This window comes from Flavobacterium sp. ov086 (assembly GCF_900187965.1).
Lineage (GTDB): Bacteria > Bacteroidota > Bacteroidia > Flavobacteriales > Flavobacteriaceae > Flavobacterium.
In genome coordinates this window covers 71,495-84,092 of the sequence record NZ_FZNL01000020.1, presented here as the reverse complement: position 1 = coordinate 84,092, position 12,598 = coordinate 71,495, and the positions used below count along the sequence as shown (strand labels likewise).

The 12,598-nt window shown below is 37.3% G+C and carries 15 protein-coding genes; 12 read left to right on the top strand and 3 right to left on the bottom strand.

Features of this window, described 5'->3' with window-relative positions; translation table 11 throughout:
• Nucleotides 1-16: 16 nt before the first annotated feature.
• From CHB81_RS19800 to CHB81_RS19790, 3 genes are all read left to right on the top strand, one after another.
• Nucleotides 17-868 (top strand): TraM recognition domain-containing protein, encoded by an 852-nt coding sequence (locus CHB81_RS19800; RefSeq protein WP_089353571.1) that lies wholly within the window; start codon nucleotides 17-19, stop codon nucleotides 866-868.
• Between the two features lie 138 nt (nucleotides 869-1,006).
• A complete protein-coding gene (locus tag CHB81_RS19795; RefSeq protein ID WP_089353570.1) occupies nucleotides 1,007-1,708 on the top strand; it encodes a hypothetical protein in 702 nt (233 codons plus the stop codon).
• A 185-nt stretch (nucleotides 1,709-1,893) separates the two neighbouring features.
• A complete protein-coding gene (locus CHB81_RS19790; protein ID WP_089353569.1) occupies nucleotides 1,894-2,556 on the top strand; it encodes a DUF2441 domain-containing protein in 663 nt (220 codons plus the stop codon).
• 141 nt (nucleotides 2,557-2,697) lie between these two features.
• Here the strand turns inward: CHB81_RS19790 and CHB81_RS19785 are convergent, their stop codons facing one another.
• Together CHB81_RS19785 and CHB81_RS19780 are read right to left on the bottom strand one after the other, a co-directional pair.
• Entirely contained in the window at nucleotides 2,698-3,342 is a 645-nt protein-coding gene (locus tag CHB81_RS19785) for a nucleotidyl transferase AbiEii/AbiGii toxin family protein (RefSeq protein WP_089353568.1), read from the bottom strand.
• 43 nt (nucleotides 3,343-3,385) lie between these two features.
• Entirely contained in the window at nucleotides 3,386-3,856 is a 471-nt protein-coding gene (locus CHB81_RS19780) for a plasmid maintenance system antidote protein (RefSeq protein WP_089353567.1), read from the bottom strand.
• 468 nt (nucleotides 3,857-4,324) lie between these two features.
• Here CHB81_RS19780 and CHB81_RS19775 point away from each other — a divergent pair, with 468 nt between their 5' ends.
• Nucleotides 4,325-5,545, top strand: a complete 1,221-nt coding sequence (locus CHB81_RS19775; protein WP_176427556.1) for a C1 family peptidase — start codon at nucleotides 4,325-4,327, stop codon at nucleotides 5,543-5,545.
• A gap of 82 nt (nucleotides 5,546-5,627) precedes the next feature.
• On the opposite strand, the gene CHB81_RS19770 is transcribed toward CHB81_RS19775, so the two are convergent.
• On the bottom strand, nucleotides 5,628-5,888 hold the full coding sequence (locus CHB81_RS19770) for a hypothetical protein (protein WP_089353565.1): 261 nt from the start codon (nucleotides 5,886-5,888) through the stop codon (nucleotides 5,628-5,630).
• A gap of 484 nt (nucleotides 5,889-6,372) precedes the next feature.
• On the opposite strand from CHB81_RS19770, the gene CHB81_RS19765 reads away from it, so the two are divergent.
• The 8 genes from CHB81_RS19765 (at nucleotide 6,373) to CHB81_RS19730 (ending at nucleotide 12,343) form a co-directional block, all read left to right on the top strand.
• Entirely contained in the window at nucleotides 6,373-6,765 is a 393-nt protein-coding gene (locus tag CHB81_RS19765; RefSeq protein ID WP_089353564.1) for a single-stranded DNA-binding protein, read from the top strand.
• A gap of 47 nt (nucleotides 6,766-6,812) precedes the next feature.
• Nucleotides 6,813-7,175 (top strand): hypothetical protein, encoded by a 363-nt coding sequence (locus CHB81_RS19760; RefSeq protein WP_089353614.1) that lies wholly within the window; start codon nucleotides 6,813-6,815, stop codon nucleotides 7,173-7,175.
• Nucleotides 7,176-7,210: 35 nt separating this feature from the next.
• Nucleotides 7,211-7,750, top strand: coding sequence for a prtrc system protein e (locus CHB81_RS19755; protein ID WP_089353563.1), 540 nt, complete (start codon nucleotides 7,211-7,213; stop codon nucleotides 7,748-7,750).
• The gene (locus CHB81_RS19750) at nucleotides 7,744-7,962 is read left to right on the top strand and encodes a PRTRC system protein C (RefSeq protein WP_089353562.1); all 219 of its coding nucleotides are present in this window, start codon (nucleotides 7,744-7,746) and stop codon (nucleotides 7,960-7,962) included. The genes CHB81_RS19755 and CHB81_RS19750 overlap by 7 nt, the downstream gene beginning before the upstream one ends.
• Before the next feature lie 57 nt (nucleotides 7,963-8,019).
• On the top strand, nucleotides 8,020-9,111 hold the full coding sequence (locus CHB81_RS19745; protein ID WP_089353561.1) for a hypothetical protein: 1,092 nt from the start codon (nucleotides 8,020-8,022) through the stop codon (nucleotides 9,109-9,111).
• Nucleotides 9,108-9,821 (top strand): PRTRC system protein B, encoded by a 714-nt coding sequence (locus tag CHB81_RS19740; RefSeq protein ID WP_089353560.1) that lies wholly within the window; start codon nucleotides 9,108-9,110, stop codon nucleotides 9,819-9,821. Before CHB81_RS19745 ends, CHB81_RS19740 begins: the two co-directional genes overlap by 4 nt.
• Nucleotides 9,818-10,618: a PRTRC system ThiF family protein gene (locus CHB81_RS19735; RefSeq protein WP_089353559.1), complete on the top strand. Its 801-nt coding sequence runs from the start codon at nucleotides 9,818-9,820 to the stop codon at nucleotides 10,616-10,618. The genes CHB81_RS19740 and CHB81_RS19735 overlap by 4 nt, the downstream gene beginning before the upstream one ends.
• A 150-nt stretch (nucleotides 10,619-10,768) precedes the next feature.
• A complete protein-coding gene (locus CHB81_RS19730) occupies nucleotides 10,769-12,343 on the top strand; it encodes an alpha/beta hydrolase (RefSeq protein ID WP_089353558.1) in 1,575 nt (524 codons plus the stop codon).
• The last annotated feature ends 255 nt before the right edge of the window (nucleotides 12,344-12,598 follow it).

The window sequence follows — 12,598 nt, the reverse complement described above, 5'->3', positions numbered from 1 at the left end:
ATACCTAAATAATGTGATGGAGCAACTAGAGGGTCAGATCGCATCGGCTAAGATCTCCATGGCAAGACTTTCTTCCCCTCAACTCTATTATGTGCTCTCTGGAAATGACTTTACTCTGGATATTAATAATCCTATGGAACCTAAAATTGTCTGCATGGGAAACAATCCTCTAAAGATCCAAACCTATGGAGCTGTATTATCTTTGTATATATCTCGTTTGATTAAACAGGTCAACCAAAAAGAAAGACTAAAAAGCAGTTTGATCTTTGATGAATTTCCAACTATTTATTTAAATAACATGGATAGTTTAATTGCCACAGCCAGAAGCAATAAAGTTGCCACATGTTTAGGGATTCAGGACTTTAGTCAGCTTAAGAAAGACTATGGCCGCGAACAGGCTGATGTTATACTTAATATAACCGGAAATATTATCTCTGGACAAGTTACAGGTGATACAGCCAAACAACTCTCAGAACGATTTGGCAAGATTATGCAGGATCGGGAAAGCCTGTCAATCAATAGTGCTGACACTTCCATTAGTCGTTCCAAACAACTCGAATCCGCAGTACCTGCTTCAAAAATTGCGGCACTGAGTTCAGGTGAATTTGTAGGTATGGTAGCAGATGATCCTGATTGTAAAATAGAACTAAAAACATTTCATTCAGAAATAATCAATGATCATAAAGCCCTGAAAAAAGAAATTGAAAACTACATAGAGATTCCAAAAATAAGAACCATTGACAATTCGATTATAGGGCAAAACTATTTACAGATAAAAATTGACATTGAAGAAATTAAACATTGTGAAATAGAAAAACTCTTAGACTCCTCCAGTATGTCACATTTGATTATTAGGAAAAAAAAATAGACTAACTTTTATATCAATTTATTATTGGTCTATTTCACATAACTTAGCTGTAAAAAAATAGAACTATAAAAAAGTCTTTCTAAATTGTTTTTTTGTAATCAATTATTGAATCTAAAAACATATTAAATCTAACACCTTATGCCAGCTAAAAAAAAAATGTCCTTTGATTTAAACAACATTACAAAATGGTCAGATCTATTTTACATAGATTTTGAAATCTCAATAGGATTGGATGCCTCTAGAAAAATGATTTCTATGCAAAATGAAAGCTATGAATTGATCCACCAGGAGTTATTGAATAAAATTAAAGCAACAAAGCAAGAAAATGGCAACATGGATGAAAATGACTTAGAGGCATACTTAGGTCATCTATATGGAATTGAAGAACACACTATGAGCGAACTCAATAGAATTTTGACTTATAATCAAATTTCAGGAATATTTAGTTTTTTCGAAAACAAGCTTAAACTAGTATGCGAAAAATTGCAAGAAAGTTTTAATTTAGAAATTATTGTTAAATCTAATTCTGTTATTTTAAAATATTGGTCTTCACTATTACCTTTCTTAGAGGAAGAACGTCCGTATATTGAAAGATTATTTACACCAATTATCAATAGGTATACTGTTAGAAACGTAGTTTGTCATCAGAATTGTATTGCTGATCAAAAGCAGTTCGAACAATTTAGACATGAAAAAAGTATTACGTTTAATGACTTTGAAAACAAGTATTATATCATTGATATTCAACAAGAATTTGTCTCAACACTTCTGGATCAGGTAATGCTGTTTCTAGAACAGTTACTCAAAGCTATAAAACTAAAAACAAATCAACTTCTTTAATTAATATCTAATCTGTTTAAAAATCCGTCAAATCATCTTATCTGCTAAAGACACTTCAATCAAATAATACTCTAAAGAGAAAATAAATCGATTTTTACTTCATTTATTTTTCTTGTTTTTTATAAGTTGTAAATCACTTAGGATTCTTGACCGATAAATGTAAATTTGTGCAGAGAAAATTTAAAATGACAAAAAAAAGATATTTCCATATTCAAAACTTAAATGGAACAAACACCATTTGGAATAAAGGTGACATAATAAACATCACAGATGAAAATTGCAACTCATTCTATAATGATTTAGTTACCTCTACCGGAGCACAGCTTAATGGTAATAAAATTGATTTATTTAAATATGCTAAAGAGCAAATAAAATCCACTGAAGCAGAATTACTCTTTAATAGAGATTCAACAGTTTTATTAGATCAATATATTAAAAAAAGTTCTGTGTATCGGCAATTGACAGAGCAAATGGAAGAAAATTTACAGCAATATTTAAAATGGATTAGGGAAGAAATATTTGAAAATTATAGACAGGAAAATTTCCCGCGTTTACCTTCAAGAAAAAGTTGTTTATGGTTATCTGAACTTCAAGATTTAGAAAAATGGTGGACAAAACTTTATCCAAAAAAGCAAAAAAAAATTATTGAAGTTGATCTGCTTAATAATTCAAAAACTCACACTGGAAATGGTTCGCTTATAATTTTGGAAACTTTGAATGTAACGGAATATGCCAAACTTGCCGAGGAATACTGGCATGGAAAAATGATTGAAGATTGTGAAGTTGAAACTTTATTTGAAGGTCAATTTAAGGTAATTAACGAATATACTCATATTAACCAAATATAAAACACCATTTAACACCTCTATTTATTGGGATTAGTATTAATATATTTCAATAATAAGAATCATATACTTAGCTTTAAATAGAAAAAATGAATTTTATTAATGGAAACAATAAACAAAATAAAAGCTAAGTTCAAAAAAAAATTAAAGTGTATTTTTAAAATCAATCATATCTACTTTGATAAGTTCCCAGTGTCTTCCCCTGAGGCACATTGGTTCAAAGTCTTCATCGGCCTGGTTAAAGTCCGTGAATTTTTCTTTTAGGAGTTCCCTCTCATGCGTATAAGGATATCTTTTTGCATGCAGGGCAAACATTTCAGTGATGGTAAAATCATCCTTTAGCCTGTCGATGTCCCAGAAGTCTTTTTTTCTTCCGGTTCGCTGTATCACATCAAGTTTCATAGCTGTAATTTCCGCCTTGCTCGCTAGTCTTAGTCCACTGAATTCTTGCACCTGGTCAATAAAAGGATCTGTATAATACAAATCCAGTTTCACACTCTCATCGGCACTTCTTCCTACATAATACGATTTTCCCATACCAATTGGAGCAATGTCCATACTGTCCACATAGAAATAATGCGCTCTTAAATAATCATCTATTGCCTTAAAATCCAGGCTTCCATACTCCGCATCACTGAACAAATCAATATCCACCGACATCCTGTGCCCGTAATACAAGCTCAGCGCAGTGCCTCCCACCAAACGGAAATCCTTAAATTCATCGGCTTGCATGAGATCTTCTAAAATGGTCTTTAAAAGTGGGGTAACAGTATTAAAATGTAGGGGCATTGCTTTTTGTTTTTGGTTCTTGAACTTGTTTCTTGAATTTACTTTATGAACTTAAAATAGTAGTAACGGTATCTAAGCCATAAAAGTGCGTAATCTCTTTTTTTTCTTCTTCATTTCCGCGTTCAAAGACTCTTTTGATTACCGCTTTTTTTTGTTTTTCCCAATCTATCTTCTGTATATCCGTATCCCAAAACAGCACTTTTCTGAGTTTTGTCAAATCAGGTTTTGGATTGTACTTATTTTTTTGCTTGTTTTCTTTCTGCTTCTCTTGCTCAATATCATAATACACCTGCAGGACCATAAAGTACCCTTCCTCTATTCCGAGTAACTTCTCGATCTTCATCGCCAGTGGTGTATTCATCCTGCGTTTGCCCTTGGTAATGGCCGTGAGTGTTTGTGGAAATTCGCCCATGGAAATTGCAAACTGCCCTTTGCGCAAATGACGTTTCTCTAGTTCTCGCTCCAGAACAAAACCAGGATGTATTCCTTTGAGTATTTCAAGTGTCGTTTTCATATTGCAAAAATAAACAATTTTGTTTACACAACAATATTAAATAAAAGATAACAAAATTTACAGGATTCATTGAGAATTCATTTTCACCAGAAACGAACTAAAAGGCAAGCTTTATCAAAATCTGGTAAAGAGTTTAAACAATACTATTTTTGTAAGATAAAAAAATGTAATTTAGCTCAAACAAGCTGCATATAAAACTTTTACAAGCCTGAACTCAAGAACTTTAACGCACCTACAAACACCTCACAAATTGCTTTAGATTCTAATGTACAATTAGGACAAAATATTTCTACTTTAGAAAGAATTGACATTAATTAATTTCACCCTAAAATAAAAATAATGAAGCCAATAATGAAAATCTTCTTACTGATCCTTTGCTTCTGTCAGTCTTATGGACAGGAACTATTTACCGGTTCAATTATTATTGACAACCAGGTTTATAGTGGAATTGCAGGGAATTTACCCCAAATGGCAGCTGCTAATTTACCGCCGGCTGTTGATTTAACACAGTACCTCCCTCCTGTGGGAGAACAGGGCAGGCAAAATTCATGCGTGGCATGGGCTATAGCCTATGGTGCTCAAGCCTACTATGCTAAAAAATCAAATGCTAGTTGGAATTACACCAATAGCTCCGGAGAATTAAACTACAGCAATTTGTTCTCGCCAAGTTTCGTCTACAATCAAATAAACAAAGGCGTGGATCTTGGCAGTAATTACATTGATGCGCTTGAACTTTTAAAAAACCAAGGAGTCTGTACCCTCGATCGCATGCAGTATTCTGCCTCGAATGTCCTACACCAACCTACCCAGGAAGCTAAAGAGCAAGCCAATAATTTCAAAATTGAACGCTATGTTCGCTTAGGCGAAAAACAAGATCTTCTCAATGACGTAAAGGATCAACTTGCAAATTCACATCCGGTTATTGCAAGTGCCATTTCTGATGTTAATTACCTTAGTGGTGGGTATCAACCAAATCGGCCCAATCCATACCTCTGGCAAACCATTGGAAGTTTTAATCCACAAATGGGTCATGCTATCCTTATTGTGGGTTACGATGATAGCCGAAGTGCATTTAAGTTCGTTAATTCCTATGGCCCTTCTTGGGGAAATAGTGGTTTTGGCTGGATAAGCTATTCCATTTTTGGTGGAGTTGTCAGACAGGCATTTGTAATGAAACCCTCCTTTTCCAATATTCCAATGACAAACAATCCAATAGCTGAAAACCGCAATAACATCAATCAAAGTGATATTAACATTGGATTAAACCTTTATTTAACCAATGTACAGCACATGAATAGTACTACCCATCCACATATTCCGCCAAGTCAAAGATTTATGACCGTAACGGGTTCTATTTCAATTCCGGCTAACACAGGAAACTCCGCTCAGGTTATCCTTTATTATTACCTAATCGATAATTTAGGAAACAGAGCTCCATTACAGGGTTTTTTACCCGAATTCCGGCTTCAATCCGGTCAGGCAATGTCCTCTACACCACCACTTTCAATAAGTCAGGCAATTACAAATCTCCAGTGGTATTCTACAATTCCATATTTTGCATTCCCTAGAAATCCAAATCCTGCACTTTATCCTCCAATTACCTATATCGTTGAGGCAGAACCTGCATTAATAATTGATAAGTTCCCTGTTAGGCTTGGACAGGCATTCCGATTTACTGTAACGCAATAATCATACAGCTTACTATTCAATAAAAAAGTCTCCAATTTATCCTTGGAGACTTTTTTTATAATTGATGCCTGTTATATTCTAATCATTTACCAATACCGTCAATTAATGTAATGGAATCGCTTAAATTATGCATTGAAATATAATCCAGTACAAAGTCCTCAGCATCTTTTTTATGGTCAGGGGAAGTCAAAAAGGAATTGAGATAAAAATCTTCATTCTCATCGGCAATGTGGATAATTTCAGTGTAGCCTTTACTGATTAGACTACCTTTTAGTTTCAATACCTTAAACTCATTACCATTATCCATTTCTTTTTTTACCCTGAGTTTTATAGTCTTATCCATCGTATGGTTTGTTTCTGTGTTACCAGTAAAATTAATAAAAATAAATCTACTACGCTCTTATAAAATAGGTTTTATACTTCCCTTTTATACCGCTCTGATAAAACGTTATCTGCTATGGCATCCTAAGCAAATAGCCTAATAACCCTCAGAGAATTTCTTCTCGTTACAGTTCATCTCAAATCGACAGCACCTCTGTTAGGTGTTGTTAAAAACAGATCCATTTTCTACGGTTTAAGATCTAAATAAAGCATTAAAATTTTCATTCGAAACGGCATAAAAAGGCAGCCAAGATAGTGACCGCCGGATGCTCCGTGCGCATAATGGTCCGCTTCGCCTGCCCACCCTTCGGGACTTATAGCACTGCGTATCCTCTAGCCGGCCACTTGGTTCTTGCTTTCTTTTTTTCCGTTTTTTCTTTTGAAAATAATTTTTGCGGGGCAGGAGAAAAGAAATTCAAAAGTAGTAATCATTAAATTTTAAAATCATGGAAATCACAGGACGTATTACAAAAGATGCCACCGTGCATAAAGTAGCCAATGACAAACAGGTAGTTAATTTCTCCATTGCCATCAATGACTCTTACAAACCCAAAGGAAGCAGTGAGTATAAAGAAATTGTAACCTATATCGATTGTTCGTATTGGCTAAATGCCAAATCGGCTCAGTGGCTAAAAAAAGGGGCGCTCGTTCAGCTTTTCGGGCGTATTGGTCTGAGTGTCTACGCTTCGTCTGATGGCAGAGCTTTGGGGACTTTGACCTTTCACATCAATAATCTAAAGATTTTGGTCTTTGCCAAAAAAGTACAGGATGCTGAGAATACTCAAAGCAGTACCACACAGCAAAAAACAATGGAAGACCCCGACGATCTGCCGTTTTAATGCCTTTGTTCATTTTAAAAAATTATAAACGCCAAAAAATTATCAGTATGAAAGCCTTTGAAAAATCAGCCTACCGAGACTACGAAGTAAGTCAGGTCTTTAACGAAATAATTCTAAACAATATGGAGGGTTACAACGGCAAAAAGAAAGCGCAGTTAAAATCTTTCTTGGAAGACTTACAACAAGGTGGCTGTGTAAGTGGAATGATAAGTGAGTTCATCTATCACTCTGATTGTAAAGCCTTTTACATCAAACATCTTGATGATTTGGAAGATATTCGAAAAGACTTGGAAGATTCCTTTGGAGAGCCAGTTACAAACCGTTATGAAAGCCCGCATTACACCTTTATGTGTTGGCTCTGCTTTGAAGAGTACTGTTACAATATCTATTGTAGCGTGTTTGAGAATTGACTTGAAGTTAAAGTAAACTAAAGAAATAAGACATCATGGAAACCAATTTTTTTAAATCCATCCTAGCCCTTGGAGTTGCAGGGGACTGGACAATAAGCATAGCAAAGCAAGACACCGATACATTAATTGTATCGGTACTCTTCCACAACCCAAAAGTCGGGGACGATGCCCGCAAAAAAGTGCCTCCTATCCTGCTCCGTGGAACGGCTCAGGAACTCGATGCAGGATTCTTTGGAACTATCGTTGAGCCTGTTAGAGAAACCGCACAGCTCTTTACCAATATGGAGCAGTTCCTAAAACAAAAAGAATCTGCCAAAGCTTCTTCACAGATGCACAAAGAAACCTTGGGCAAAGAAGACAAACAAATCTCCGACAAGCAGAAAAAGTACGAAGAAGCCATGAAAAAAGTGGACGAACTTGAAGCCGAAGGAAAACACCGTGAGGCTTGGATGAAAGTGCCTACCGTGGAAGCATATCCCGAATATGCACAGCTGATTCGGGAACGCAGAATGGAACTTTCCAATCAGTTCGCCCCTGATTTATTCAATGAACCTAAAAAAGAAGAACCATGTTAATTACAACACCTCTGAAAAGAGTTTTCTCTTTTAAAGACAAACAGCAGGACATAGAGCTTGCCGACCCCTCAGAAACATTCAGCCCCGAGGCGGTACTGAATTTTTATGCTCAGACCTATCCAATCCTTACAACAGCCTCTATTGAAGGACCTGTAATTGCTGATGATGCCCTGCAGTATAAGTTCGTTCTGCAGATTGGAACTAAAGGATAAAACCATGAAAAATAAAGCCATAACAGGCAGTATCATTCTGCCCAAAAACAAAAGACAATGGAAATTATATCAACAGTTGGGAAAATTCGTAAAAGAAATGGACAGATTGCCCGATGCAGAGCAAGTGCAGGCAAACAAAGCAAAGTCAGTTCCCTTGGAACTTCTGCCGATGGTTTTCTAAGACAGTCTTTTTTGCCTCTTTTTGAACGGGGTACAGCTTTCCCTGATAAGAAAACCGCAGAAAAAAGCTTTTTTGAATCCTTTGACATCTTAACAGAACTGCACAATCTCAATAGTTTGGAAGCAGTAAACAAGCCCTATCCCTATAATGTGCTTTTGGCGCATCATTACGCTCAGAATAAACTAGGGACGTCAGGGCAGGACATCGAACTCTCCATCGTGCAGGACGATGATGGGAGAGTCAGACTCGCAGGGAAAACAGTTTACCATACCGGAAACACCCTGTATTATATCCCTGTCCTGCCCCTGTACAGGCTCTTGCAGGACAAAAAGCAAAAGCAGAGTGTCCAGCTCCTTCTGTCTGTTTTTGCCTATCTGTACCACATAGCAGGAATCCCCTATTATATGGAGGACTACACCGCCTTGGGGTATCATTATGAGTGTATCGAAGATTGGTTTTTTGATGAGTGGGAAGAAGAGGAAAAAGAAGAACTCACAACCATGCAACAGGAATTAAACAGAGCCTCCTACTATGGAGATATCATCTTTAGAAAAATATACAACCTTTATAATTTGAATCATTTTAAAGATCGTATCGAAAGCTTTGCTTTAAGTAATGATTTTGGGCAGGAATGTCTGAGAATCGCCAAAAAAGCATTCGCCCTTTTTGAGCAGTATCCCGATGCAAACATCTTTCAAAACACCTCCAATGAAGAGTTTGAAGAGGATCAGGGCATCATAAGGGCAGAGCAATATATTTCCTTTATAGCCGATAATCAGGGACTGCTTTACGACAACATCGAAAGGGCTGTAAACGACGAGTTCAATGAATGCTCCCAGATGCAGCAGCCTCTACTGTTTCAGGTCTATGATAATGAAAACAAGCCCTGCCAGGAAGGACTTGATTTTGAATATAAAATATTCCCGCTGATAAATGACCTCTGTACCCTTTTAAACCAAATCCCATGAAAGACATAACCCCTGATTTTGGAAAACTATACCATCCTGTAAAAGCCTTTGTGGTGTATCAGGAAAACACAGACAAGAATATCTATGTCGAAAGCTATGACATGGACAAAAACGGCTACCCCGTAAATGCACATCCGCTCTCGCTTCGGGAAAGTACCACACTAGCCAAATCCCTTGATACGGCACAGGAATTAAAGCGGAATTTTTTAAAACCAAAAGGTCTGCTTCCTAAAAATGTTATTTATATAAACACAGACCCTAATGGCTTTGTCATTTGGTTTACTCCCGCCCAAAAGGTCGACTTATTTTTTGTAGAAAACCTCGGGATTCCAAACGGTAAAGCGTCCATTCCGCCCCTCTTGTGGAAAGCCTCCAAAAATGCCCTTTGGGTTTATGCAATGGATTTCGATAAGGATATCAGCGAAGAAACTCCCCTTTGCCATGCCCCATTTTTCAATCTTTACAAGGATGGGAAAGTCTGCATGGGAACGGTAAAAATAAATATCGAACCCGATACTCATTTAGAAAGCTTTATAGAGCTTTGGCAGAAGTATTTCTTTAAGAGTTATTTCAGCCACCTTATTGAGCAGAAAAGTCCTGTAAAGGGAAATATTATTGCCCTGTGGCAGAAACTCATAAACAGTAAAAAACAGTTCCCTGTAAAATCTCTTTTAAAAAATGGTTTAACCCTCCAAAAAATCTTAGCATGAACACGCTCCAATCCATGCATTTTGCTGATAATTACCTGATAAACCCGACCAATCCCATAACAATAAACCTAATTGGGGCTGGTGGTACGGGAAGCCGAATGCTCACAGAACTTGCCCGAATGAATCACAGCCTTATAGCCCTTGGGCATACTGGTCTGCACCTCTGCCTATACGATGATGATGTAGTAACCCCTGCCAATCAGGGCAGACAGCTCTTTGCCGATACCGAACTCGGGCTTTATAAATCCGTGGCACTCATCAACCGAATCAATCGCTTTTTCGGAACTTCATGGAAAGCCGTCTCTGAGCAGTTTAACACTCAAAATATAGAAGCCTTACCCAATAAAGGCAGGGCAAACCTGTACATCAGCTGTGTGGATACCATATCGGCACGTTTTGAGATCGCTCAGATACTCGAAAAAATTAAGGATGCTGATACCTTTCAGCGCAGTAAATCCCTTTATTGGCTTGATATGGGCAACAGCCAAAATACGGGTCAGGCTCTGCTTGCCACCATAAACGATATCAAACAGCCCTCTTCCAAATTGTACAACACAGTAGCAAATCTGCCTATGATAACTGAGGAATTTTATGAACTCTTACAAGGACAAAACGACCACAGTGAACCAAGTTGTTCCCTTGCCGAGGCACTTGAAAAACAGGATTTGTTTATCAATGCTACACTCGCCTGTATGGGAGCATCACTCTTGTGGAAACTATTTCGTGAAGGAATGACTCCACAAAGAGGATTTTTTGTGAATCTTAAAACACTCTGCTCACAGCCAATTGAATGTTGAGGCTTCAAATCATAAAAGCGCCGATTTTCAGCTGAAAATCGGCGCTTTTTTTTTCAGGCATCTGAACTTTTCTCAGACATTAAAATAATTAAAAGGCATCAGATTTTTCCCTAATTTAGTACTTTTCAAACTTTACTAATCAAGCCAATTATGAGCCAGTCCTTAATACCTCTTGAGCGTCCTAACGGACACTATTATGCCATACAGTTAAAAGAAACAGAGTTTAAACAAACCATAAATTTAGATCAAAGCAGTGAAATTATATTCAAATGGGATGCATTAGTAGACACTATGTCCCAGTCAAAAAATGACATGGTCATTCAAGTAGCCCAGGCAAAACCAGATGGCAATACCAACCAGATAAAAGACCTCGCCAAAGCCATTATACAAAGCAAGAATATCCTGCCAATGGACAGAATCTTTGGAGTGGAAGATCAGAAAATTGATAGGATTGGATTTGTAGCCACCAGAGAAATTACAGATCAAACCACAGTAAAAATTGTCGTAAACTGGATAAAGGAAAGCAGTTTAAAAGATATTGAAGTTCCTGTTTTCCAGCATGACAAAGAAATTCAGACACTCACAGCAAGAGAATTAAACACCATAGAGAAGCAATTCGGCACAAGGCTACAGAGAATCTATGACCTTATGCCCGTTGTAGAGGAAAATTGGAAATATACAGAGTACAACCATAACATAGCAACTGAAATAAAAGCTTTCCCTTCAAAACAAGAGCAGGGTGGAAAAATCACCCTTTTCTACGGAACTAACAGAAATGCACTCAATAAAACAGATCAGAAACAGAATTATGGAACACAAACCAGCCAACTTGAGTTTGGCCAATGTGAGGTCAGTATTCCCAAAGGACATGTTCAGGGGGAATTGGAACGTCCCACGCGTATTATCCTATGGAATCTTCCTGAGAATGATGCCAAACATGTCACCATAAAAAGTATCTTGCCCATCGAAAGAATTGATTTTCTGGCGCAATTTAATACAGCTCTTAAAAAGACCCCGGAGAAAAGTGCATTGCTCTTTATCCACGGCTACAACAATTCCTTTGAAGATGCTGCCAGAAGAACCGCCCAATTGGCATGGGATCTTCCCTTTGATGGACTTTCAGGATTTTTCAGTTGGCCTTCAGGGGCCAATATCCCAGATTATTTTAGCGACGAAGCAAAAGCCAGAAGCAGTTCTCCTGCCTTGGAAGAATTTCTGCGAAATATTATGCTTAATACCGAATTGGAACAGCTTCATATCATAGCCCATAGCATGGGGACCCTTGTCACTACGCTCTCGCTCAACTCACTTCAGCGCGATGCTTCCATGCAGGAACACCTTGATAAAATCCACCAGCTTATTCTCGGGGCATCAGATATTGATCAGGAAGAATTCCGCAATACCATTCTTCCCGAATTTAAAAATATCGGACTCAGAAGAACAATTTATGCTTCAGATCACGACTATGCCTTGGGCGTTTCAAGCTGGGGAAGACGCGGTCGCCTTAGACTGGGACAGATTGGAAAAGACATATTTGTGGATCCTGATATCGATACAATAGAGGCTTCAAATATAGAAGCATCTAACTCTCACGGATATATATTCGAAAGCAAACTACTGTTAACCGACCTTTTTTACCTAATCACCAAAAACCTGAATCCTGCCCAGCGCAGACTCCGTGAGGTCAGAAAAAATCTACTTCCATACTGGCTCTTTTTAGAATAAGGACAAACGGTTCTTTCTTTTGAGTTTCCCTATTATAAAAAACAGGATTTATTCCTGAAATCTATACCTTTCTATTACAACAATATTTCTTTTAAGGGACTCCACAGAGTCCCTTTTTTAATGAAACAACAATGTCAGTTGATGCAAAAAACAATAGCTCATTCTATCAATAAAACCTTTTTTATCCAGAATTTTAATTCTCTTTCAATTATCTCTCTTCTATTTTTTTGAACAACCTGCTTTTTTAATATCAGC